Here is a 23,826-nt window from a genome sequence, read left to right as displayed (position 1 = left end):
TGGACTGACGTGGACCAAAAGGCGTGGCCCGCGCCTACAGCGCGAGCAGCTCCTTGGTCGTGATGGTGAGTAGCTCGGGTCCGCCGTCCGCCTCCTGGCGTACGACGAGCGTGTCATCGATCCGGACTCCGCCCCGGCCCGGGAGGTGGACCCCCGGTTCGACGGTGACCGGCACACAAGCGTCCAGTTTACCCATGGCCGCGGGTGCGAGCTGCGGGTCCTCGTCGATTTCCAGGCCCACCCCGTGCCCGGTGGGGGCTGCGGGGACGTCCTGGTGGCCCGCCGCGACGAGCACCTGCCGGGCCGCCCGGTCCACGTCCCGGTACGCGGCGCCGGGGGCGAGGGCCTGCCGGCCGGCCCGCTGAGCGGCGAAGACGAGCTCGTACAGTTCGATTTGCCAGTCGGCCGGGGAGGTCCCGATGACGAAGGTCCGGCCGATCTCGCAACGATAACCGTGGTAGCTGGCGCCCAGGCAGACGGAGAGAAAATCGCCTTCCTCGACACGGCGGTCGGTGGGCTTGTGACCGGCCAGACCGGAATTCGGGCCGGTGGCGACGGAGGTGGGGAACGCGGGGCCGTCGGCGCCGTGGTCGACCAGCCGGCGTTCCAGCTCCAGGGCGAGATGCCGTTCGGTCCGGCCGACCAGGATCGACTCCAGGAGTTCACCGAGGGCCTGGTCGGCGATCTCGGCGGCGATCCGCAGGGAGCCGATCTCCTCCTCGTCCTTGACGATCCGGAGCTGTTCGACCGCCGAGGAGAGGTCCGCGAGGCGCAGTCCGGGCGCGGCGGCGCCCATGGCCCGGTGCCGGGCCACGGTCAGATGGTGTTCCTCGACGGCGAGGGCGTCTGCGCCGGCCGTCCGGGCGAGGCCGACGGCGACGACCGCCGGATCGGCGCCGTCGGTGGGTGGCAGGCGGTACAGGGCCTCGTCGAGACGCCCGTCGGCCGGATCGGGGCCCGGCGCGGCCGGACAGAGCAGCACGTCCTCGCCGGGGCCGATCAGCAGGACGGAGCCGGCGGGCGACCCGCCCGCGAGATAGCGGACGTTGGCGGGGCGGGAGACCAGGGCGGCCGGGCTGCCCGCGGCCACGCAGCGGTCGCGCAGCCGGGTCCGGCGTTCCGCATACACCTCTGACATGGTCCGAGCGTACGAGCGGCACGGCGCCCCGGCCTGTTGGGCGCCGCCGACCGGGCCGCGCGCGGGACCCTCACGGGCCGGAGCCGGGTGCCGCGCCCGGGGTACGGGCGACCGGACCCCGCGGCCCCGCGCGGGTCACGCCGTCGGATGCTGCCCGGAAATCGCGCGGGCGAGGACGTCGTCGAGGACGCGGGCGGTGGTCTCCACGTCGTACGTCGAGTTGTCGATGATCGGCAGCCCGGAGCCGTACCAGCCGGCCATACGGCCGTGGATCGCGGCGACCTCCTCGTCGGAGAGCCGCCGGTTGCCGCTGCGTTCGGCGTTGCGCTCCAGGACGACGTCGAGGCCGGGCAGCAGGACCACGGGCAGCAGACCGGGGCCGACATGGCGCTTCCAGCCGCCGAGGCCGACGACCGGCCAGTCCGGGAAGACGGCGTCGTCGAGGATGCAGGAGATCCCGTTGGCAAGGAAGTTGCGGGCGGCGAAGCCGCAGGTGCGGCGGGCGAGCCGGTACTGGGCCTCGGAGTGCTCGTTCCAGCCCGACTGGGGGTCGGCGAAACCGGAGCAGACCCATTCGCGGACGTCGTCGAGGCTGATGTGGGCGGTCGGGACGCGCCGGCGGGTGGCCCAGTGGCGGGCCACGGTGGTCTTTCCGGCGCCGGCCGGGCCGATGAGCAAAACGGCGATGGTTGCGGTTCCGGTGCCGGTGCCGCCCGTCGCCGGGGGCGGCAGGGTGAGGTGTCCGGTGGCCTGGCCGCTCGCGGCCCACGCACCGGGCGCAACCGCGGGGGCGGGCGCCGCCGAGGGAGCCGGGGGCACGGGCGGTGCGGGCGGGTGCGGCGCGGCCGGCGGGCCCTGCGGGGCCGGGGCGGGGCCCGCGGCAGGCATCGGGGCGGGGCCGGGGCCCGGGTAGGGCCGGTGGCCGGGCGCGGGCGGCACCGGGGGCGCGGCGGGCGCCGCCGGTACGGGCGGGTGCGCCCCGCCCTGAACCGGTGCGCCGGGTGCGCCGGGTACCCCCGCCGGTCCCGCGGGTGCCTGCGGCCGGCCCGGCGGTTCGTGCGGAGGCAACGGAGCCCTCATCGCGTACTGCATCCGGTGCCCCACTCCGTCCCGTCGCGCCGAAACTTCCGCTGTTGCCGGAACGTTACCGCCCCCGGCTCCCTCTGGGGAAACGGCCGGGGGCACTCCGACGTGCCCGGATGCGCGGCCGACGGGGCGGCCGCGCGTCCCGGTCAGCCGTCGAGTTCCTCGGCGAGCGCGCGCAGCGCGAGCCGGTAGGAACCGATGCCGAAGCCCGCGACCGTCCCGGTGGCCACCCCGGCGACGACCGAGGTGTGCCGGAACTCCTCGCGGGTGTACGGGTTGGAGATGTGCACCTCGATCAGCGGCGCGGTGCGCTGGGCGGCCGCGTCGCGCATCCCGTACGAGTAGTGGGTGAAGGCGCCCGGGTTGAGGACGACCGGGAGGTGGCCGTCGGCGGCCTCGTGCAGCCAGCGGATCAGTTCGCCCTCGTCGTTGGTCTCGCGGACCTCGACGTCGAAGCCCAACTGCTCGCCGAGGTCCCGGCAGGCGGCGACGAGGCCCTCGTAGGAGGTGGCGCCGTAGACGTCGGGCTCGCGCGAGCCGAGCCGGCCCAGGTTCGGGCCGTTCAGTACGAGCACCCGGCGGGGCCCGCTCACGCGGACACCTCGCCGTACGCCGCGACGAGGACGGCCGGGTCGGGGCCCTCCAGGACGGTCGGCTTGCCGAGCCCGTCGAGGACGATGAAGCGCAGGAGGTCGCCGCGCGACTTCTTGTCGACCTTCATGGTCTCCAGGAGCTTCGGCCACTGGTCGCCGCGGTAGGTGAGCGGCAGGCCGACGGACTCCAGGACGGTGCGGTGCCGGTCGGCGGTGGCGTCGTCGAGGCGGCCGGCGAGCCGGCCGAGTTCGGCGGCGAAGACCATGCCGACGGAGACGGCGGCGCCGTGCCGCCACTTGTACCGCTCGTTCTTCTCGATGGCGTGCGCGAGGGTGTGGCCGTAGTTGAGGATCTCGCGCCGGCCGGCCTCCTTGAGGTCGCCGGAGACGACATCGGCCTTGACCCGGATCGACCGCTCCAGGAGTTCGGCGGTGTGCGGGCCGTCCGGGGTGCGGGCGGCGGCCGGGTCGGCCTCGATCAGGTCGAGGATGACCGGGTCGGCGATGAAACCGGCCTTGATGATCTCGGCGAGACCGCTGACGTAGTCGTGCACCGGCAGCGAGTCCAGCGCGGCCAGGTCGCACAGCACCCCGGCGGGCGGGTGGAAGGCGCCGACGAGGTTCTTGCCCTCGGCGGTGTTGATGCCGGTCTTGCCGCCGACGGCGGCGTCGACCATGCCGAGCACGGTGGTCGGCACGGCGATCCAGCGCACCCCGCGCAGCCAGGTCGCGGCGACGAAGCCGGCCAGGTCGGTGGTGGCCCCGCCGCCGACGCCGACGATCACGTCGCTGCGGGTGAAGCCGGTCTGGCCGAGCGCCTTCCAGCAGTAGGCGGCGACCTCGACGGTCTTCGCCTCCTCGGCGTTCGGCACCTGGATGGCGACCGCCTCGCAACCCTGGTCGGCGAGGTCGGCGCGCAGCGCCTCGCCGGTCTCCGCCAGCGCCTCGGGGTGGATCACGGCCACCCGCTTGGCGCCGGAACCGATCAGGCCGCCGAGTTCGCCGAGCAGCTGCCGGCCGACCAGCACCTCGTACGGGTCGGTGCCCGCGGAACCCGCGATGGTGATCCGGGTGATGTCCTGGTCCGTCATACGTCCTTCAGCTCCAGTGCGTCGAGGACCGCTTGGGCGACCTCTTCGGGCGTGCGGTCGTCGGTGGCGACGACGGCGCTCGCGACTTCTTCGTACAGATGGCGGCGTGCGTCCATCAGTTCGCGCCACTGGCGGCGCGGGTTGACGGCGAGCAGGGGCCGGGCGGCGCCGAGGCCGGAGCGGCGGACCGCGGCCTCGACGTCCATGGAGAGATAGGCGACCGGCAGCGACGCGAGCAGGGCACGGGTGCCCGCGTCGAGCACGGCGCCACCGCCGAGCGCGAGCACACCCCGGTGCCCGGCGACGGCCGCGCGCACGGCGGCGCGCTCCAGGTCGCGGAAGTGGTCCTCGCCGTCCTCGACGAAGATGTCCGCGATCTCGCGTCCCTCGGCGGCGACGATGTCCGCGTCGGTGTCCCGGAAGGGGACGCCGAGCCGTTCGGCGAGCAGGGCGCCCACCGTCGACTTGCCGGAGCCCATGGGCCCGACCAGGACGACGACCGGCCGGCCCGGGCCGCCGCTGTCCGGGGCCGTCACCGGATGCGGAGGTTGTCGAGGTAGGAACGCACGTTGCGGCGGGTCTCGGGGACGCTGTCGCCGCCGAACTTCTCCACGACGGCGTCCGCGAGGACGAGCGCGACCATGGCCTCGGCCACGATGCCGGCGGCCGGGACGGCGCAGACGTCGGAGCGCTGGTGGTGGGCGGCGGCGGCCTCGCCGGTGGCGACGTCGACGGTGGCCAGAGCGCGCGGGACGGTCGCGATCGGCTTCATCGCGGCGCGGACGCGCAGCAGTTCGCCAGTGGAAAGACCGCCCTCGGTGCCGCCGGCCCGGCCGGTGGACCGGGTGATGCCGTCGGGGCCCTGGACGATCTCGTCGTGGGCCTGGGAACCCGGCACCCGGGCGAGGTCGAAGCCGTCGCCGACCTCGACGCCCTTGATGGCCTGGATGCCCATGAGCGCGGCGGCGAGCCTGGCGTCGAGCCGGCGGTCCCAGTGCACATGCGAACCGAGACCGACGGGAACGCCGTACGCGAGGACCTCGACGACACCGCCGAGGGTGTCGCCGTCCTTGTGGGCCTGGTCGATCTCGGCGACCATCGCCTTCGACGCCTCGGCGTCGAGGCAGCGCACCGGGTCGGCGTCGAGCTTCTCGACGTCGGCGGGGGTCGGGAGGACCCCGTAGGGGGCCTTCGCGGCGGCCAGCTCGACCACGTGCGACACGATCTCGATGCCGGCCGCCTCCTTCAGGAAGGAGCGGGCCACGGCGCCGAGGGCGACCCGGGCCGCGGTCTCCCGGGCGCTGGCGCGCTCCAGGATCGGCCGGGCCTCGTCGAAGCCGTACTTCTGCATGCCCGCCAGGTCGGCGTGGCCGGGGCGCGGACGGGTCAGCGGCGCGTTGCGCGCGGACCCCGCCAGCTCGTCCGGGTCGACCGGGTCGGCCGACATGACCTTCTCCCACTTGGGCCACTCGGTGTTGCCGACCATGACCGCGATCGGAGAGCCGAGCGAGAGACCGTGGCGGACACCGCCGAGGAAGGTGACCTCGTCCCGCTCGAACTTCATCCGCGCGCCGCGCCCGTAGCCGAGCCGGCGCCGGGCGAGATGGTCCGCCACCAGTCCGGTGGTGACCGGAACGGCTGCCGGAAGTCCTTCAAGAGTCGCGACCAGCGCGGGGCCGTGCGACTCCCCCGCCGTCAGCCAACGCAACCTGCTCAACGATGCTCCTCATGCTCGCGCCTGGCACTGGGGCGCGACCTGGGTGCGCGGTCCCGGTCCGCCAGGGACGATCCTCCCATGCCCGGCCGACCGGTCGATCTCCGGTCCACAGGACGGGACGGCCGTCTCAGGTGTCGAGTGAGGTCTCGGCTCCCTCGCGAACGGTCTCCGGCGGCTTGCGTTCCTCGCCCCGGTCGCGCCGTTCCCGCCGCTCGCGCAGCCTGTCCCGACAGGTGGTCGCGCCGATCCAGGCGGCCCCGGCGACGATCAGCACGAGCAGCGGATAGCGGGCCCAGTCCGGCAGATGCCCGAACGCGACCCGCAGGCCGCTCACCAGCAGGCGCAGCAGGTCCACCGCCGGCTCCCACCGGGACGCGAGCAGCACATCTCCCCCCCATGTCTCCCCCTTGTTCCCCGGTTGCCGTTCCCCCGTTGCCGCGGTTTCCCGCCGGTCCCCGGCTTCCCCGGTTCCCCGCTGTGCCCCTCGGCTCTCGGCTCCCGGCCCCCGCGTCAGCGCTGGGCGAGCGCGCTCTCCCCCGCCGCCCGCATCGCCGCGAGCGGCCCGGGCGCCCGCCCGGTCATCTGCTCGACCTGGAGGACGGCCTGGTGGACGAGCAGGTCGAGCCCCCCCACCACCTTGCCGCCGCGCGCCGACCAGGCGGCGGCGACCCGGGTGGGCCAGGGGTCGTACAGGACATCGAAGAGTGTGCCCGGGGCGTCGGGGACCGCCGCCGCGAGCGCGTCGGTGGTCCCGGCCGGCGTGGTGGCCACGACCAGCGGCGCGGCGAACGCCTCCGCCGCGTCGTCCCAGGCCGAGGTGCGGACGTCGACGCCGAGGCGCTCGCCCCAGCCGCGCATCTCCGCGGCGCGCGCCTCGCCGCGGACGTACGCGGTGACGGGGCCCGAGCAGATCCGGGCGAGGGCGGCCAGCGCCGAGGACGCGGTGGCGCCCGCGCCGAGGACCGCCGCCGCCTCCACCTTCTCGACACCCCGCTCGCGCAGGGCGGCGACCATGCCGGGGATGTCGGTGTTGTCGCCGGTCAGACGGCCGTCCTCGGTACGGACGAGGGTGTTGACCGCCTCGACGGCGGCGGCGGTGTCCGTGATCTCGTCGAGCAGCGGGATGACCGCCCGCTTGAGCGGCATCGTGAGCGAGAGCCCCGCCCACGACGCGTCGAGCCCGCCCACGAAACCGGGCAGCGCGAGCTCGTCGACGTCGAAGCGGTCGTACGACCAGGTGTCGAGCCCGAGCTCCCGGTACGCGGCCCGGTGCAGGACCGGGGAGAGCGAGTGGGCGATGGGCGAGCCGAGGACGGCCGCCCGCCGCCGCTCAGTTGCCGGCATTGAACTTGTCCTTCAGTGTCAGGAACTCGTCGTGCGTCTTGGCGAACTCGGTCTTGTTCTTGCCGTCCGTCGCGACGAAGTACTTCCAGCCGTCGTGGGTCGGGTCGAGCATGGCGGCCAGGGCCTTGTCGCCCGGGTTGCCGATCGGGCCCGGCGGCAGCCCCGGGTGCTTGTACGTGTTGTACGGGTCCTGCTCGTTCTTGACCTCCTGCTCGGAGATCTTGATCTCGCTCTGGCCCTTCAGATAGTTGTACGTCGAGTCGAACTGGAGGAAGTAGTACGTCTCCTTGGGGTCGGAGAGACGGTTGTAGAGGACCTCCGCCATCTTGCGGAAGTCGTCGTCCGTCTTGCCCTCCGCCTGGACCATGCTCGCGATCGTCAGGAGCTCCCAGGGACCCTTGACGCCCAGCGCGGTCGCCTTGTGGTCGAGGTCGAGCTTGGTGTACTCGCCGTTCGCGTGCCCGACCATCCTGCGCAGCACGTCCTCCGGCTTGGCGTCCTTGGCCACCGGATAGCTCGACGGGAAGAGGAAGCCCTCCAGCGGGTCCTTGGTCTTGGGACGGTTCTTGGCCCAGTCGGGCAGACCGAGCTTGTTCGCGTCCTTGAAGGCGATGTTCTTGGTGGTGCCGGGTTCGAGGTCGAGGCGCTTGTCGATCTGGGCGTACACCCAGGAGTTGCGCTTGCCCTCGGGGATGATGAAGTTGCTCTGGCTCGCCGGGTCGAGCATGAGCGCGACCGCGCTCTGCGCCGACATCTCCTTCTTCATCGTGTAGACGCCGGCCTGGATCGAGATGCCCCGGGGGTTCTTCGTCTGGGCGGCGACGAAGGCGTCGACGCTCTTGACGACACCGGCCTTCTTGAGGATGTTGCCGATCTGGGAGCCGCTCGCCTGGCCCGGGATCTCGACCTGGACGGTGCCGCTGCCCTCGCCCACGTAGTCGGGCGCCGCGGCGAACCGGCCCTGGTAGAACTTGTAGCCGAAGTAGCCGATGCCTCCGACGCCGCCGAGAATCACCACGGCGACGACCATGCAGGCCATTCCGTTTTTGGCCTTGCGGTTCTTGCCGCCCTTGCCGCCGCGCCCCGAACGGGAGCCCCGGCCTCGGCCCGGCTCCTCGTCGAGGTCCTCGTCCTCGTCGTACTCGTCCTCGGATCCGCCCTGGTCGTCCCGGTCGGCCCGGCCGTCCCCGCGGCCTCGGCGGTCGCCGCGCCGCGCGCGGCCGTCCCGGCCGTCCTCGCCGTCGCCGTCCTCCCCGCCGGTGAAGAAAGGATGCTTCTCGTCCTCGGGGTCGGATTCCGCTTCCCACTCGGCGGCCTGCTCCTGGGGAGCCCGGCGCCGGCCGGGGGGCTCGGGCGGGGGGTACGCCTCGGGCGTCCCGTAGAGGTCGGGCTGCCCGCCGCCGTACGGATCGGCGGGAGCGGCGTTGTACGGCATCGCCGCCTGGCCCGTCTCCCAGTGACCGTCGTACTGCTGTGCGGGATACCCGTTCGCGTCGTAGCCGCTCTGCTCCCCGTAGCCCTGCTGCCCGCCGTAGGTCTGCGCCTGCGGATACTGCTGCTGCGGGTGCTGTCCCTGCTGCGGGTGCTGTCCCTGCTGTGGATGCTGAGGCTGCCCCGGGTGCTGGGGCTGCTGTCCCTGCTGCCCGTGCTGTGCCTGCTGCGGGTACTGCTGCTCCGGCTGATGCTGCGGATACTGCTGCTGTTGCGCGTACTGCTGATGCTGCTGGTCCTGCTGCGGGTACTGCTGATGCTGCGGGTGCTGATACCCGCCGCCCGCGTACGGATCCGTCTGGCCGTACGTCGCCTGCTGCGGGTACTGCTGCTGTTGCTGGCCCTCCCACCCCTGGTCCCCGTACAGGGGATCCTCGGGGTGCCACGGTTCGGAGCCGGGGCTCCGGCCATACTCAGTCATCGTTCCCCAAACAGCCGCGAGGCTTCCGGACGTTCAGCCTCTACGTCGTGCGGCGGTGTTCGAACACCGCCGCAACGCGCGGAACGTTACCGTATCGCGATCAGAGCACCGCCTCGACGCCCTCGCCGGGAGGATTACCTGATACCCGTTCGGACTCAAGAGCGTTCTGAAGGATGATCACAGCGGCGGCCTGATCGATGACGGAGCGGCCCTTCTTGGCCTTGACGCCCGAGGCCCGCAGCCCGTGGGTGGCCGACACCGTCGTCATCCGTTCGTCGACGAGCCGCACCGGAATCGGGGCGATGCCCTTGGCCAGCTCCCGGGCGAAGGCCCGGACCTTGGTCGCGGCCGGACCCTCCCGCCCGCTGAGCGAGCGGGGCAGACCCACGACGACCTCGATGGGCTCGTATTCCTCGACGATCCCGCGCAGCCGCCGGTGGGCGGCCGGGACGTCACGTCCCGGCACGGTCTCCACCGGCGTGGCCAGGACCCCGTCGGGGTCGCACGAGGCGACCCCGATCCGGGCGTCCCCGACGTCGACGGCGATCCGACGTCCTCGGCGCATCGTCACGCCGTCTCCGTCACCAGGTGCTCGACGGCGGCCATGGCCTCGCCGATCGCCTGCGGGTTCTGGCCGCCGCCCTGGGCGACGTCCGGCTTGCCGCCGCCACCGCCGCCAAGGGTCTTGGCGGCGGTACGGACCAGCTCACCGGCCTTGAAGCCGCGCTCACGGGCGGCCTCGTTGGTGGCGATGACCGTCAGCGGCTTGCCGCCGACGGTGGTGAACAGGGCGACGACGGCCGGACGGTCCGAAGGAATGCGGCCGCGGACGTCGAGGACGAGGCGGCGCAGGTCGTCGGCACCCGTGCCGTCCGGCACCTGGCCGGTGACCAGGGCGACGCCCCGGATGTCCCGGGCGGAGTCGACCAGACCGGCGGCGGCCTGGAGGACCTTCTCCGCGCGGAACTTCTCGATCTCCTTCTCGGCGTCCTTCAGCTTGCCGAGCATCGAGGAGATCTTCTCCGGCAGCTCCTCCGGACGGCCCTTGACCAGCTCCTGGAGCTGGGCGACGACCGTGTGCTCACGGGCCAGGAAGTTGTACGCGTCGACGCCGACGAGGGCCTCGATACGGCGCACGCCCGAGCCGATGGAGGACTCGCCGAGCAGCTTCACCAGACCCAGCTGGGCGGTGTTGTGCACGTGCGTACCGCCGCACAGCTCCTTGGAGAAGTCGCCGATGGTGACGACCCGGACCTGCTCGCCGTACTTCTCGCCGAACTCGGCGATGGCGCCCTGACGCTTGGCCTCGTCGATCGGCATGACCTCGGCGTGCACGTCCAGCTCGCGCGAGAGCACCTCGTTGATCTTCTGCTCGACGTCCGTGAGGACGGTGCCGGGGACGGCGTTCGGCGAGCCGAAGTCGAAGCGGAAGCGGCCCGGGGAGTTCTCCGAACCGGCCTGGGCGGCGGTCGGGCCGAGGGCGTCGCGCAGCGCCTGGTGGGTCAGGTGGGTGGCGCTGTGGGCGCGGGCGATGGCCCGGCGGCGGCGCACGTCGATGGCGGCGTAGGCGGAGGCGCCCACGGTCACCTCGCCGACCTGCACCGATCCCTTGTGCACATAGACGCCGGGGACCGGCTGCTGGACGTCGCGGATCTCGATGACCGCGCCGGAGTGCAGCTTGATCCGGCCCTGGTCGGCGAGCTGGCCGCCGCCCTCGGCGTAGAACGGGGTGCGGTCGAGGACGACCTCGACCTCGTCGCCCTCGGAGGCGGCCGGGGACGGGGCGCCGTTGGCGATGAGGCCGACGACCGTGGTCTCGCCCTCGGTGTTGGTGTAGCCGGTGAACCGCGTGGCGCCGGAGGCGTCGGCGATCTCGCGGTACGAGCTGAGGTCGGCGTGGCCGGTCTTCTTGGCCATGGCGTCGGCCTTGGCCCGGTCCCGCTGCTCCTTCATCAGGCGGCGGAAGCCGGCCTCGTCCACGGACAGGCCCTGCTCGGCGGCCATCTCCAGGGTGAGGTCGATCGGGAAGCCCCAGGTGTCGTGGAGCAGGAACGCCTTCTCGCCGGCGAGGACCGTGCCGCCGGCGGCCTTGGTCTCGGTGACGGCGGTGTCGAGGATGTTGGTGCCGCCCTTGATGGCCTTGAGGAACGCGGCCTCCTCGGCGAGGGCGACCGTCTCGATGCGCTTGCGGTCGGTCTCCAGCTCCGGGTACTGCTCGCCCATGGTCTTGATGACCGTGTCGACCAGCTCACCGACGACCGGGCCGGTGGCACCGAGCAGGCGCATGTTGCGGACGGCGCGGCGCATGATGCGGCGCAGCACGTAGCCGCGGCCCTCGTTGCCGGGGGTGACGCCGTCGCCGATGAGCATGACGGAGGTACGCATGTGGTCGGCGACCACGCGCAGCGAGACGTCGCTGTCGTGGGTCTTGCCGTAGGCGACGCCGGTGAGCTCGGTGGCCTTGTCGATGACGACCTTGAGGGTGTCCGTCTCGTACATGTTCTGGACGCCCTGGAGGATCATCGCCAGGCGCTCCAGTCCGAGGCCCGTGTCGATGTTCTTCGACGGCAGGTCGCCCAGGATCTCGAAGTCGTCCTTGCCGGTGCCCTCGCCCCGCTCGTACTGCATGAAGACGAGGTTCCAGATCTCGACGTACCGCTCGTCGTTGACGGCGGGGCCGCCCTCGACGCCGAACTCGGGGCCGCGGTCGTAGTTGATCTCGGAGCAGGGGCCGCAGGGGCCGGGGACGCCCATCGACCAGAAGTTGTCCTTCTTGCCGAGGCGCTGGATGCGCTCGGCGGGGACGCCTACGACGTCGCGCCAGATGGCCTCGGCCTCGTCGTCGTCCTGGTAGACGGTGATCCAGAGCTTCTCCGGCTCCAGCCCGTAGCCGCCGTGCTCCACCGGGGTGGTCAGCAGCTCCCAGGCGAGCTTGATGGCGCCTTCCTTGAAGTAGTCGCCGAAGGAGAAGTTGCCGCACATCTGGAAGAACGTGCCGTGGCGGGTGGTCTTGCCGACCTCTTCGATGTCGGGCGTGCGCACGCACTTCTGCACGCTGGAAGCGCGCGAGAACGGCGGCTTGACCTCACCCAGGAAGTAGGGCTTGAACGGCACCATGCCGGCCGGGACGAGCAGCAGAGTCGGGTCGTCCGCGATGAGCGACGCCGAAGGGACGACGGTGTGCCCGCGCTCCTCGAAGAAGCTCAGCCAGCGGCGGCGGATTTCAGCCGACTCCATCAGTGGTCCTCATTCCGGTTGTACGAGATCGAATACGGGGTGGTACGGGGGGTGGCGGAGCGCGGTCCGGGCTCCGCCGGGGAGTGCGTGGCCGGCAGCTCGCGGGCGGAGTCCGGGGGCGCCGGCGCGTCCAGGCCGAGTGCCTCGCCGAGTTCGGCCTCCCGCTGCCGCATGTTCGCCCGCACGTCGAGGGCGAAGTCCTTCAGCCGGTGGCCCGCCTCGACGGCCTTGTCGGCCGCCTGCGCGGCCAGGCTCTCCGGGGTCAGCTGCTTGAGCTTGCGGTTGACCTTGGTGGTGGCCCAGACGCCGGCGGCCGCGCCGGCGGTGAACCAGAACGTACGGCGGAACATCTGTTCAGCCCTTCTGCTTCCGGCGCCGTGCGGTCGGCACGGTGCGGCCGACGAGTACGGTGCGCCGCGCGGGCCCGGGCGCCGGATCGGACCGGTCGCGGCCCAGCGCCCGGCGCACTCCGTAACCGAAGGCGGCGACCTTGACGAGCGGGCCGCCGAAGGTGGAGGCGACGGTGGAGGACAGCGCGGAGGCGTTGGAGGTGACTTCCTGGACGTCCGTGGCGATGGCGTCGACCCGGTCGAGCTGGGTCTGCGCCGAGCGCACGGCCGTGGAGGCGTCCGCGAGCAGCGGGACGGCCTGCTCGGTCACGTCCGCCACGAGCCGGGTGGTCGCCTTGAGCGTCTGCGCCAGCCTCACCAGCACCACGGCGAGGAAGGAGACGAGAATCGCCCAGAACACGGCCACCAGGATCCCGGCAACCTCACCACCGGTCACTGTGCACCGCTCTCTGCTGTCGTCGGGCGTGTGGACTGGCGTCCTCGCCCGGGTGGATAAGCGTGTTCCGACCCTATCGCGCCGGAGGTCCCCGCCCGTACCGGATTCCGGCCCGTCGCGGGGTGTACGGACACCCGGTGCCGGGAGCGGGTGAACGAGACAGACCAGGTGGACCGGGCGGACCGGCGGAGCGATCGCGCCGGCCGGACCGGCCGGGCCCGGGGGTGCCGCAGACGCGGAAGCCCGCCGCTCCCCCGCCACGATGGGCGGGGAAGCGGCGGGCTGTGCACCGCGGAGGTGAGTACGGCGGCCGGCTGGATCAGCGGGCGTAGTACTCGACGACCAGCTGCTCGTCGCAGATGACCGGGATTTCCTTGCGGTTCGGGTCGCGGTCCAGGCGGAAGGCCAGGGCCTTCAGGTTCACCTGGAGGTAGCGCGGGGTCTCGCCGTCGGGGGCGAAGCCACCCTCACGGGAGACCTGGAAGAGGGTCTTGTTGCGCGACTTCTCGCGGACCATCACGACGTCGTCGGGACGGACGCGGAAGGACGGCTTGTCGACCTTCTGACCGTTGACCTGGATGTGGCCGTGGACGACCATCTGGCGGGCCTGGTAGATGGTGCGGGCGATGCCCGAACGCAGGACCAGGGCGTCGAGGCGACGCTCGAGCTCGACGACCAGCGCCTCGCCCGTCTTGCCCTCGGCCTTCTTCGCGCGGTCGTAGGCGCGGGCCATCTGGCGCTCGCTGATGTCGTACTGGGCGCGCAGACGCTGCTTCTCGAGCAGACGGACCTTGTAGTCCGAGTTCTGCTTGCGGCCACGACCGTGCTCACCCGGCGGGTACGGGCGGGCCTCGAAGTACTTGACGGCCTTCGGGGTCAGCGCGATGCCGAGGGCACGCGACTTCTTGACCTTGGGACGGGACTGGTTCGGCATGAACCAACCTCTCTATCTCTTTCGAATACGGCTTCACCAGGGTTTAGGGAGGTCGCAATCCGCAGCCGGGAAGACCCGTCGGGTCCGATTGAGGACCCGTTGGGCAGCCGCTCCCTGGTCTGGGCACATACGTGCAGCACGCGAACGACCCACCGCCGCTCCGGGGAATCCCGGTGGTGGTGGGTTGCCCGCGACACCTTCGAAGGTGCGCGACGCTCCTGGAGACCTGGCCCGAGGGCCGGTGCTCCGGCTGCCTGTCCCGTTCTGGTGATGCCGGCCGAAGCCGGACACGGGACGCAGCACTGTCGGTCAGTGTACCGGGTCCGCGGGACGCTCCGTGCACCGAGACCCCGTGCACCGAGACTCCGGGGCCCGCGCGCGTACGTCCCCGGAAGCGTCCGGGGTCAGGACTCGCCCCGCAGCCGCTCGCGCACCATGTCCACCACGTCCGCGTACCGCGCCTCGGCGCCGTAGCGGGTCGGCTCGTAGTACCGCCGGCCGTGCACCGGGTCCGGGGCGTACTGCTGGGCGGCGATGGCGCCCGGCACATCGTGCGGGTAGACGTACCCCTGGGCGTGGCCCAGCTTGGCGGCGCCCTTGTAGTGGCCGTCGCGCAGATGGGCCGGAACCGGGCCGGCGAGACCGTTCCGTACATCCGCGCGGGCCGCGAAGATCGCGTTCGTCGCCGCGTTCGACTTCGGGGCGAGTGCCAGGGCGATGGTGGCGTGGCTCAGGGTGAGCGCCGCCTCCGGGAAGCCGATCAGGGCGACGGCCTGGGCGGCGGCCACGGCCAGCGGCAGCGCGTTCGGGTCGGCGAGGCCGATGTCCTCGCTCGCGGAGATCATCAGCCGCCGGGCGATGAACCGGGGGTCCTCCCCCGCCTCGATCATCCGCGCCAGATAGTGCAGCGCCGCGTCGACGTCCGAGCCGCGGATGGACTTGATGAGGGCGCTGGCCACGTCGTAGTGCTGGTCGCCGTCGCGGTCGTACTTCACGGCGGCCCGGTCGACGGTCTCCTCGACCGTCTCCAGGGTGATCTCCGGCTCCTTCTTGGCGAGGGCCGCGCCGGCCGCCGCCTCCAGGGCCGTCAGGGCGCGCCGGGCGTCGCCGCCGGCGATCCGCAGCAGATGCGTCTCGGCGTCCTCGGCGAGGGTCACCGCGCCGCCGAGCCCGCGTTCCTCCTCCAGCGCCCGGCGCAGCAGTCCGCGCAGGTCGTCGTCGGTGAGCGGCTCCAGGGTGAGCAGCAGCGAGCGGGACAGCAGCGGGGAGATCACCGAGAAGTACGGGTTCTCGGTGGTGGCGGCGATCAGCGTGACCCAGCGGTTCTCCACGGCGGGCAGCAGCGAGTCCTGCTGGGCCTTGGAGAAGCGGTGGATCTCGTCGAGGAAGAGGACGGTCTCCTTGCCGTAGCCGCCGACGGCCCGGCGGGCCCCGTCGATGACGGCGCGGACCTCCTTGACGCCCGCGGTGATCGCGGACAGCTCCACGAAGCGCTTGTTGGTGGCCTTGGAGACCACGTACGCGAGGGTCGTCTTGCCGATGCCGGGCGGGCCCCAGAGGATCACCGAGGAGGCGCCGGCCGGGCCGCCCGCGCCGTCGCCGACCAGCCGGCGCAGCGGCGAGCCCGGCTTGAGGAGATGGCGCTGGCCCACGACCTCGTCGAGGGTGCGCGGACGCATCCGGACGGCCAGCGGACTGCCGGCCGGGTCCTTCTCCTGGCGTTCTTCGGCTGCTGCGGTGAAAAGGTCGGGCTCCACGGTCATGAAGCCTAAGGCAGGTCACCGACAACGCGGTAAGGCCGGTCCGAGGTGCCTCGGACCGGCCTTACCGGTGTCCATGTGACCGAATACCCCCGGTCAGCTGGTCCAGAAGTCCCACCAGCGGGTCAGGATCAGCATGCCGATGACCCCGATGTGCAGGGCCGGCAGCAGCCAGGTGAACTCGTCGAAGAAGGTGCGCAGGGCGCCGGGTGCCGGGATCGTGCCGTTGCGGACGTTGAACGAGGTCGTGTACCAGAACATGATGATCGTGGCGATCCAGGCCAGGACGCACCACAGGCACAGGGCGTTGATCTCGTACAGCGCCTGGATCATGAGCCAGGTGCAGAAGGCGACGCCGAGGAGCATGCCGGCGTTGAGGCCGAGCCAGTACCAGCGGCGGTAGCGGGCGCCCGCGAGGACGCCGACGCCGATGGCGATCACCACGGAGTACGCCGCGAGGCCCGCCATCGGGTTCGGGAAGCCGAACACCGAGGCCTGCGCGCTCTGCATCACGCTGCCGCAGGACACCACCGGGTTGAGGCTGCACCCGGGGACGAAGTCCGGGTCCTCCAGCAGCTTGAACTTGTCGATCGTGATCACCCAGGACGCCAGCAGCCCCGCGGCTCCGGTGATCACCAGAAGCCAGGCGAAGCCCCGGCCGGCCCCGAGCGTGCGGGAGTCCCCCCGCTCCGTGCTGTCGTGCGCGGCCGCTGTGTTCGTCATGTCGCCACCAGCTCTTCCTCGGTCTGCTGACCGAGCCCGGCGGTACCGGACCGGTCGTCTCTCCCCCCGGACAGGGTGACATGGACCACGTCCGGAGATGCGGGCAGGGGCCCGGCCCGCGCTCTTGGCGGTCCGGGCCCCTGTCTTCCGTGCGTACGCCGGCTCGGCTCAGCCGAGCTTGGCGCGCACCGCGTCGACCAGCTCGTCCAGGGCGACGGCCTGCTGCTCGCCGGACTCCATGTCCTTGAGCTGGACCAGGCCCTCGGCGAGGTCGCGCTCGCCGGCGACCAGCGCGAGGCGGGCGCCGGAACGGTTGGCGTCCTTCATGGCGCCCTTCAGGCCCTTGCCGCCGAAGGAGAAGTCCGCGGCGACACCGGCCTTGCGCAGCTCGGTGATCTTGCCGAACAGCACCCTGCGGGCCTCCTCGCCGAGCGCGACGGCGAAGACGCTGGTGGCGGCCGGGAGGTCGAGGGTGATGCCCTCGGCCTCCAGGGCCAGGACCGTGCGGTCCACGCCGAGCGCCCAGCCGACGGACGGCAGCGCGGGGCCGCCGATCATCTCGGACAGACCGTCGTACCGGCCGCCGCCGCCGACCGCGGACTGCGAGCCCAGACCGTCGTGGACGAACTCGAAAGTGGTCCGGGTGTAGTAGTCCAGGCCGCGCACCAGCTTCGGGTCGTCCTCGAAGACCACGCCCGCCGCGGTGATCAGCGCGCGCACCTCCTCGTGGTACGCCTTGCACGCGTCGCACAGGTAGTCGCGCAGCAGCGGAGCGCCGGTGAGCTGCCCCTGCACCGACTCGCGCTTGTCGTCGAGGACGCGCAGCGGGTTGATCTCGGCGCGGCGCAGGGTGTCCTCGTCCAGGTCGAGACCGCGCAGGAAGGTCTGCAGGGCCTCGCGGTAGACGGGGCGGCACTCCTTGTCGCCGAGCGAGTTCAGCAGGATGCGGAAGTTCCGCAGCCCGAGCGAGCGGTAGGCCTGGTCGGCCAGGATGATCAGCTCGGCGTCGAGCGCCGGGTCCTCGGAGCCGATGGCCTCGGCGCCGACCTGCGAGAAGTGGCGGTAGCGGCCCTTCTGCGGGCGCTCGTAGCGGTAGTACGAGCCCGAGTACCAGAGCTTGACCGGGAGGTTGCCCTGCTTGTGCAGGTTGGCCTCCAGGGCCGCGCGCAGCACGGAGGCGGTGCCCTCCGGACGCAGGGCGAGCTGGTCGCCGCCCTTCGTGGTGAGGGTGTACATCTCCTTGGTGACGATGTCTGTGGACTCTCCGACACCGCGGGCGAACAGGTTGACGTCCTCGAAGCCGGGGGTCTCGACGTAGCCGTAGCCGGACGTACGCAGCGGCGCGGCGATGGCCTCGCGCACGGCCAGGTAGGTCGCGGAGTTCGACGGCAGCAGGTCGTACGTGCCCTTGGGGGCCTTGAAGGTGCTCACGTGGATTCTCGTCACATTCCTCGTCGGGGAGCCCGGGTGGCGCTCCCGAGGCCGGAGGCCACCTGCCGTACGTACGGGTTGGTGGCGCGCTCCTGGCCGATGGTCGTCTGGGGACCGTGTCCCGACAGCACCACGGTCGAGTCGTCGAGCGGCAGGACCACGCGGGTCAGCGATTCGAGCATCTCGTCCATGTCACCGCCGGGCAGGTCGGTGCGTCCGATGGAGCCGGCGAAGAGCAGGTCTCCGGAGAAGAAGACGGAAGGGATCTCCGTGGTCTCCGGGGTCCTGAAGGTCACCGACCCCTTGGTATGCCCGGGCGCGTGCGCGACGGAGAAGTCGAGGCCCGCCAGCTTCACGGTGGCGCCGTCGGTGAGCTCGCGCACATCGTCGGGCTCGCCCACGGTCAGTTCGCCCATGAGGGGCATCCCGATGGAGCGGCCGAGGGCCTTCTCCGGGTCGCTCATCATGTACCGGTCGGCGGGGTGGATCCACGCGGGTACGTCATGGGCGCCGCAGACCGGGACGACGGAGGCGACGTGGTCGATGTGTCCATGAGTGAGGATCACCGCGACGGGCTTGAGCCGATGCTTCCTCAGCGTCTCCTCGACTCCCTGGGCGGCCTGGTGGCCCGGGTCGATGACGACGCACTCCTCGCCTGCGGCGGGGGCGACCACGTAACAGTTGGTGCCCCAGGCCCCGGCGGGGAACCCGGCAATCAGCACGATCGTCCTTCTCGTCTCGTCCGGTGATGGCTGCGGCCGTGTGACATGCAGCGGATCAGAGTTTACTGGCGGTGTCTGTTCCACAGCCAACCCGTATACGGTACGGGCACACCCGGCCAGGACTGGACTGGCGATCGACGAAGGAGCGGAACCGGTGGTCAGCAGCGATCAGCGGCGGCGGCAGCTCGCCAGGGAGAAGTACCTGCGGCAGCAGCAGCGGCGCGCCGAGGCACGGCAGAAGGCACGGCGGAACACCGTCATCGCCTCCGCGCTCGCGGTGGTGCTCGCCGCCGGCGGAGCGGTCTGGGCCTCGGTGGCCCTGTCCGGGGACGACTCCCCGGCCGCCGACGCCGCACCGGCCGCCGGGTCGGCCACGCCGACCCCGGAGAAGAGCGAGTCCGCCGAGCCCAAGCAGCCCGAGCCGGCGATGGCGATCGACAAGAAGGCCTCGTACACCATGGCGCTGAAGACCAGCGCCGGTGACATCACGGTCACGATGGACGCGGCGAAGGCCCCGCACACCGTGAACTCTTTCAAGCACCTCGCCGACAAGAAGTACTTCGACGGCACGAAGTGCCACCGGCTGACGACGGCGGGCATCTACGTCCTGCAGTGCGGAGACCCGAAGGGCGACGGCACCGGCGGCCCCGGCTACGCGATCCCGGACGAGAACCTGACCGGCCTCGGCAAGCCCGGGAAGGACGGCTCGGTCACCTTCCCGAAGGGCACCGTGGCGATGGCCAACGCGGGCCCGGGAACCGGTGGCAGCCAGTTCTTCCTGGTCTACAAGGAGACCCATCTGCCGCCGAACTACACGCCGTTCGGCACCTTCGACGCCGAGGGCGTCAAGGCCGTCGAGGACGTGGCGAAGGCCGGTGTGCAGGGCGGGGCGGACGACGGGGCGCCGAAGAAGGCGGTCACGATCGAGAAGGCCACCGTCACGAAGAAGTGAGACCGCGTGTCGCGGCGAGAAGCGGCCCGGGAACCGTACGCGTGCGAGGCCGTGGAATTCGGTCGCGCTGAGTGCGGACAGCCGGGCCGCCGGTCGCCTAGATTGGCGTTGTACAGCGCCGGCCGTCGGCCGGGCTGTGGAGGGCGGGCGAGACCCGCCGGGAATCCGTGGACGATGCCAGGGGGCGGGTCCCCCGTGACGGCATCATGGTGAGGAGGCGCTGTGAGCAGCGACCCGTGGGGCCGCGTCGACGAGACGGGCACCGTGTACGTGCGGACGGCCGAGGGCGAGAAGGTCGTCGGATCGTGGCAGGCCGGCAGCCCTGAGGAGGCGCTGGCCTACTTCGAGCGCAAGTACGAGGGCCTGGTGGTCGAGATCGGCCTCCTCGAGAAGCGTGTGAGGACCACCGACCTCTCGGCGAAGGACGCCACGACGGCGATCGAGCACATCCGCACCCAGGTCGACGAGCACCACGCGGTGGGCGACCTGGCGGCGCTGGCGGCCCGGCTCGACAAGCTGGTCAAGACGGTCGATTCGCGCCGCGAGGAACGCAAGGCCGAGAAGGCGAAGCAGGCCGACGAGGCGCGGGTCGCCAAGGAGGGCCTGGTCGCCGAGGCCGAGGAGCTGGCGCAGAGCGAGCAGTGGCGCGCGGCGGGCGAGCGGCTGCGGGCGCTCGTGGACATCTGGAAGGGCCTGCCGCGGCTCGACCGGAAGTCCGACGACGAGCTGTGGCACCGCTTCTCGCACGCCCGCTCGGCGTTCAGCAAGCGCCGCAAGGCCCACTTCGCCGCCCTGGACGCGCAGCGCGAGGACGCCCGCAAGGTCAAGGAGCGGCTGGTCGCCGAGGCCGAGTCGCTGGCGAACTCGACGGACTGGGGTGGCACGGCCGCCCGCTACCGCGAGCTGATGTCGGAGTGGAAGGCGGCGGGCCGGGCCCAGCGCGAGCACGAGGACGACCTGTGGAACCGCTTCCGCGGCGCCCAGGACGTGTTCTTCGCGGCGCGTGGCGAGGTGTTCGCCGAGCGCGACGCCGAGTTCGGCGAGAACCTCAAGCTGAAGGAGGAGCTGGCCACCGAGGCGGAGAAGCTGGTGCCGGTGACGGATCTGAAGGCGGCCCGTGCCGCGTTCCGTGCCCTCAACGAGCGCTGGGAGGCCATCGGCCACGTCCCGCGTGACGCCCGTCCCCGTATCGAGGGCCGGATGCACGCGGTGGAGCGCGCGATCCAGGAGGCCGAAGAGGCCGAGTGGCGTCGCACCAACCCGGAGGCGCGGGCGCGTGCCGCGGGTCTGACGGGTCAGCTCCAGGACGCGGTCGACAAGCTGCGCGGCCAGATCGACACGGCCCGCGCGGCGGGCAACGACGCCAGGGCCGACAAGCTCTCCAAGGAGCTCGAGGGCCGTCAGGCGCTGCTCGACCAGGCGCTGAAGGGTCTGCAGGAGTTCGGCGGCTGACCCGCTGACCTCACGGACACAAGGGAAGGGCCCCGGCACGTGCCGGGGCCCTTTTCTCGTTGTCCGGATACCGGGGTGCTACGGCCTGCGGGCGCTGGTCACCCGGTAGACGTCGTACACGCCCTCCACGCTGCGGACCGCCTTCAGGACGTGTCCCAGGTGCTTGGGGTCGCCCATCTCGAAGGTGAAGCGCGAGGTGGCCACCCGGTCGCGGGAGGTCTGGACGGCCGCGGACAGGATGTTGACGTGCTGGTCGGACAGGACGCGGGTGACGTCCGACAGGAGCCGCGACCGGTCCAGGGCCTCGACCTGGATGGCGACGAGGAAGACCGAGGACTGGGTGGGCGCCCACTCGACCTCCAGGATCCGCTCGGGCTCCCGGGACAGTGAGTCCACGTTGACGCAGTCGTTGCGGTGCACGGAGACGCCGCTGCCCCGCGTCACGAAGCCGATGATCGGGTCGCCGGGCACCGGGGTGCAGCAGCGGGCCAGCTTCACCCACACGTCGTCGACGCCCTTGACCACGACACCCGGGTCGGAGCTGGAGCGCCGCTTGGAGCGGCCGCGGGTGGGCGGGGCGGTCTCGGCGATGTCCTCGGTCGCGGCCTCCTCGCCGCCGAGGGCCTGGACCAGCTTCTGGACGATGGACTGGGCGGTGACATGGCCTTCGCCGATCGCCGCGTACAGCGAGGAGATGTCGCTGTAGCGCAGCTCGTGGGCGAGGGTGACCAGCGAGTCGCCGGTGAGGATGCGCTGGATCGGCAGGTTCTGCTTGCGCATGGCCCGCGCGATGGCGTCCTTGCCCTGCTCGATGGCCTCGTCGCGGCGCTCCTTGGAGAACCATGCGCGGATCTTGTTGCGGGCGCGCGGTGACTTGACGAAGCCGAGCCAGTCGCGGGAGGGTCCGGCGCCGGCCGCCTTGGAGGTGAAGACCTCGACCAGGTCGCCGTTGTCGAGGGTGGACTCCAGCGGCACGAGGCGGCCGTTGACGCGGGCGCCTATCGTGCGGTGGCCGACCTCCGTGTGCACGGCGTACGCGAAGTCGACCGGGGTGGCGCCGGCGGGCAGCGCTATGACGTCGCCCTTCGGGGTGAAGACGAAGACCTCGTTGCGGGACAGGTCGAAGCGCAGCGACTCCAGGAACTCCGAGGGGTCCTCGGTCTCCTTCTGCCAGTCGAGCAGCTGGCGCAGCCAGGCCATGTCGTTGACATGGTCGTCCTTGCCGGCCTTCTTCGGCACGTCGGTACGCACCTTGGAGGCGCCGGCGACGGCCTCCTGCTTGTACTTCCAGTGCGCGGCGATGCCGTACTCGGCGCGGCGGTGCATGTCGAACGTACGGATCTGGAGTTCGACCGGCTTGCCGCTGGGCCCGATGACCGTCGTGTGCAGCGACTGGTACATGTTGAACTTCGGCATCGCGATGTAGTCCTTGAACCGGCCGGGGACCGGGTTCCAGCGCGCGTGGACGGTGCCGAGGGCCGCGTAGCAGTCCCGGACGGTGTCCACGAGGACACGGATGCCGACCAGGTCGTAGATCTCCGCGAAGTCCCGGCCGCGGACGATCATCTTCTGGTAGACGCTGTAGTAGTGCTTGGGTCGGCCGGTGACGGTGGCCTTGATCCGGGCGGCCCGCAGGTCGGCCTGCACCTCGTCGGTCACGACGGCCAGGTACTCGTCGCGCTTGGGGGCGCGCTCGGCGACGAGGCGGACGATCTCGTCGTACATCTTGGGGTAGAGGATCGCGAAGGCGAGGTCCTCCAGCTCCCACTTGATGGTGTTCATGCCCAGCCGGTGCGCCAGCGGGGCGTAGATCTCCAGGGTCTCGCGGGCCTTCTTCTCCTGCTTCTCCCGCTTGAGGTAGCGCATGGTGCGCATGTTGTGCAGGCGGTCGGCGAGCTTGATGACCAGGACCCGGGGGTCCTTGGCCATGGCGACGACCATCTTGCGGACGGTCTCGGCCTGCGCGGCCTCGCCGAACTTGACCTTGTCGAGCTTGGTGACGCCGTCGACGAGCAGGGCGACCTGGTCGCCGAAGTCGCGGCGCAGGTCGTCGAGGCCGTACTCGGTGTCCTCGACGGTGTCGTGCAGCAGCCCGGCCATCAGCGTCGCCGGGTCCATGCCCAGCTCGGCGAGGATGGTGGTGACGGCGAGCGGGTGCGTGATGTACGGGTCGCCGCTCTTGCGCTTCTGGCCCCGGTGCCAGCGCTCGGCGACCTGGTAGGCGCGCTCGATCTGGCGCAGGGTGGCCGTCTCGATCTTCGGGTCGTTGGAGCGGACGATCCGCAGCAGCGGTTCGAGAACCGGGTTGTACGGGGAGGAGCGCTGGACGCCCAGACGCGCGAGGCGGGCCCGGACGCGGCTGGAGGAGCCGCCCGAGCGGGCCGGCGACGCCGCGGCGGGCGCGGGCCGCGCGGGCTCGGTGCGGCCCTGCTCGGTCCTCGCGGGGGCGGGCCGGGCGGCGGAGGCGGGCGCGGGTGTCGCGGATCGGGGCCGGTTCTCCGCGGGCTCGTTACGGTGCGCGGCGGCCTCGGGCGCGGCCTGCTGGGCCTGCTTGTCGGGCTGCGCGGCGGAGAGTGACTGGGCCTCGTCTGGCAAGAGCGCTCCTCGGGAGTCCCCCCGGACGGAGTCTGGGGGTGGTTCCGGGTCCCCGGTCAAGGCCCGGAAAGGCCATCGTATCGACCCGGAAGCGGCGGTGCTCGCGCGCCCGGGGCGGGAGGACGGCGACCGCTCCGCGCGGTGCGTGGGGGGACCGCTCCTCACGGTGCGCGAGGGCCTCGCCCGGAACGTTCCGGGATGTTCCCGGGTCTGTGGGAACAACGACGGGGGCGGTCCGGGGGAATACCCCGGCCCCCCCCCGGCCCGGCCGCACCACCCGCAGACGGGGGTAACCCCCCGGAGCCGAGCCTCGCCCACGGCGGGCGCCCCACCGGCGCGGGCCGGCCGGAAGC

Annotated in this window: 21 protein-coding genes; 2 read left to right on the top strand and 19 right to left on the bottom strand. The window is 71.9% G+C overall.

The features are described from left to right. Positions 1-34: 34 nt before the first annotated feature. The 18 genes from ACGFRB_RS27425 to ACGFRB_RS27340 all read right to left on the bottom strand — a co-directional run bounded on the left by ACGFRB_RS27425 (position 35) and on the right by ACGFRB_RS27340 (position 18,474). Entirely contained in the window at positions 35-1,138 is a 1,104-nt protein-coding gene (locus tag ACGFRB_RS27425) for an aminopeptidase P family protein (RefSeq protein WP_393246795.1), read from the bottom strand. Between the two features lie 135 nt (positions 1,139-1,273). After that, a complete protein-coding gene (locus ACGFRB_RS27420) occupies positions 1,274-2,230 on the bottom strand; it encodes an AAA family ATPase (RefSeq protein ID WP_393246793.1) in 957 nt (318 codons plus the stop codon). 140 nt (positions 2,231-2,370) lie between these two features. Beyond that, positions 2,371-2,817: a type II 3-dehydroquinate dehydratase gene (gene aroQ, locus ACGFRB_RS27415; RefSeq protein ID WP_363009947.1), complete on the bottom strand. Its 447-nt coding sequence runs from the start codon at positions 2,815-2,817 to the stop codon at positions 2,371-2,373. Continuing rightward, the gene (gene aroB / locus ACGFRB_RS27410; RefSeq protein WP_393246792.1) at positions 2,814-3,908 is read right to left on the bottom strand and encodes a 3-dehydroquinate synthase; all 1,095 of its coding nucleotides are present in this window, start codon (positions 3,906-3,908) and stop codon (positions 2,814-2,816) included. The genes aroQ and aroB overlap by 4 nt, the downstream gene beginning before the upstream one ends. Continuing rightward, positions 3,905-4,387, bottom strand: a complete 483-nt coding sequence (locus ACGFRB_RS27405) for a shikimate kinase (RefSeq protein WP_363010095.1) — start codon at positions 4,385-4,387, stop codon at positions 3,905-3,907. Before ACGFRB_RS27405 ends, aroB begins: the two co-directional genes overlap by 4 nt. Positions 4,388-4,440: 53 nt before the next feature. Beyond that, positions 4,441-5,625: a chorismate synthase gene (gene aroC, locus ACGFRB_RS27400; protein ID WP_393246790.1), complete on the bottom strand. Its 1,185-nt coding sequence runs from the start codon at positions 5,623-5,625 to the stop codon at positions 4,441-4,443. A 127-nt stretch (positions 5,626-5,752) separates the two neighbouring features. After that, a complete protein-coding gene (locus tag ACGFRB_RS27395) occupies positions 5,753-6,010 on the bottom strand; it encodes a hypothetical protein (protein WP_393246789.1) in 258 nt (85 codons plus the stop codon). Between the two features lie 125 nt (positions 6,011-6,135). Then, positions 6,136-6,969, bottom strand: coding sequence for a shikimate dehydrogenase (locus ACGFRB_RS27390; protein ID WP_393246787.1), 834 nt, complete (start codon positions 6,967-6,969; stop codon positions 6,136-6,138). Continuing rightward, on the bottom strand, positions 6,956-8,881 hold the full coding sequence (gene mltG, locus ACGFRB_RS27385; RefSeq protein WP_393246785.1) for an endolytic transglycosylase MltG: 1,926 nt from the start codon (positions 8,879-8,881) through the stop codon (positions 6,956-6,958). Before mltG ends, ACGFRB_RS27390 begins: the two co-directional genes overlap by 14 nt. A gap of 100 nt (positions 8,882-8,981) precedes the next feature. Further along, the gene (gene ruvX, locus ACGFRB_RS27380) at positions 8,982-9,446 is read right to left on the bottom strand and encodes a Holliday junction resolvase RuvX (RefSeq protein WP_393246784.1); all 465 of its coding nucleotides are present in this window, start codon (positions 9,444-9,446) and stop codon (positions 8,982-8,984) included. A 2-nt stretch (positions 9,447-9,448) separates the two neighbouring features. Beyond that, positions 9,449-12,118 carry an alanine--tRNA ligase gene (gene alaS, locus ACGFRB_RS27375; RefSeq protein ID WP_363009933.1) on the bottom strand — a complete coding sequence of 890 codons (2,670 nt, stop codon included), beginning with the start codon at positions 12,116-12,118 and terminating at the stop codon, positions 9,449-9,451. Next, complete coding sequence (locus ACGFRB_RS27370) at positions 12,118-12,468, bottom strand: DUF6167 family protein (RefSeq protein WP_393246782.1); 351 nt, start codon at positions 12,466-12,468, stop codon at positions 12,118-12,120. Before ACGFRB_RS27370 ends, alaS begins: the two co-directional genes overlap by 1 nt. 4 nt (positions 12,469-12,472) lie before the next feature. Continuing rightward, the gene (locus ACGFRB_RS27365) at positions 12,473-12,904 is read right to left on the bottom strand and encodes a DUF948 domain-containing protein (RefSeq protein WP_393246780.1); all 432 of its coding nucleotides are present in this window, start codon (positions 12,902-12,904) and stop codon (positions 12,473-12,475) included. A 319-nt stretch (positions 12,905-13,223) separates the two neighbouring features. Continuing rightward, the gene (gene rpsD, locus ACGFRB_RS27360) at positions 13,224-13,838 is read right to left on the bottom strand and encodes a 30S ribosomal protein S4 (protein WP_359875353.1); all 615 of its coding nucleotides are present in this window, start codon (positions 13,836-13,838) and stop codon (positions 13,224-13,226) included. A 404-nt stretch (positions 13,839-14,242) separates the two neighbouring features. Further along, positions 14,243-15,595 carry a replication-associated recombination protein A gene (locus ACGFRB_RS27355; protein ID WP_363010093.1) on the bottom strand — a complete coding sequence of 451 codons (1,353 nt, stop codon included), beginning with the start codon at positions 15,593-15,595 and terminating at the stop codon, positions 14,243-14,245. A 99-nt stretch (positions 15,596-15,694) separates the two neighbouring features. Further along, entirely contained in the window at positions 15,695-16,321 is a 627-nt protein-coding gene (locus ACGFRB_RS27350) for a vitamin K epoxide reductase family protein (RefSeq protein ID WP_393246778.1), read from the bottom strand. A 168-nt stretch (positions 16,322-16,489) separates the two neighbouring features. Next, complete coding sequence (hisS, locus tag ACGFRB_RS27345; RefSeq protein ID WP_393246776.1) at positions 16,490-17,752, bottom strand: histidine--tRNA ligase; 1,263 nt, start codon at positions 17,750-17,752, stop codon at positions 16,490-16,492. Positions 17,753-17,763: 11 nt separating this feature from the next. Further along, positions 17,764-18,474 carry an MBL fold metallo-hydrolase gene (locus tag ACGFRB_RS27340; RefSeq protein ID WP_361236854.1) on the bottom strand — a complete coding sequence of 237 codons (711 nt, stop codon included), beginning with the start codon at positions 18,472-18,474 and terminating at the stop codon, positions 17,764-17,766. Between the two features lie 154 nt (positions 18,475-18,628). Here ACGFRB_RS27340 and ACGFRB_RS27335 point away from each other — a divergent pair, with 154 nt between their 5' ends. After that, the gene (locus ACGFRB_RS27335) at positions 18,629-19,426 is read left to right on the top strand and encodes a peptidylprolyl isomerase (protein ID WP_393246775.1); all 798 of its coding nucleotides are present in this window, start codon (positions 18,629-18,631) and stop codon (positions 19,424-19,426) included. A 222-nt stretch (positions 19,427-19,648) separates the two neighbouring features. Further along, the gene (locus ACGFRB_RS27330) at positions 19,649-20,878 is read left to right on the top strand and encodes a DUF349 domain-containing protein (RefSeq protein ID WP_393246773.1); all 1,230 of its coding nucleotides are present in this window, start codon (positions 19,649-19,651) and stop codon (positions 20,876-20,878) included. A gap of 78 nt (positions 20,879-20,956) precedes the next feature. On the opposite strand, the gene ACGFRB_RS27325 is transcribed toward ACGFRB_RS27330, so the two are convergent. Beyond that, positions 20,957-23,473: a RelA/SpoT family protein gene (locus ACGFRB_RS27325; RefSeq protein WP_393246771.1), complete on the bottom strand. Its 2,517-nt coding sequence runs from the start codon at positions 23,471-23,473 to the stop codon at positions 20,957-20,959. Between the last annotated feature and the right edge of the window lie 353 nt (positions 23,474-23,826).

The organism is Streptomyces sp. NPDC048718 (assembly GCF_043198875.1).
Classification (GTDB): Bacteria; Actinomycetota; Actinomycetes; order Streptomycetales; family Streptomycetaceae; genus Streptomyces.
This window is presented reverse-complemented; position numbering and strand designations above follow the sequence as displayed.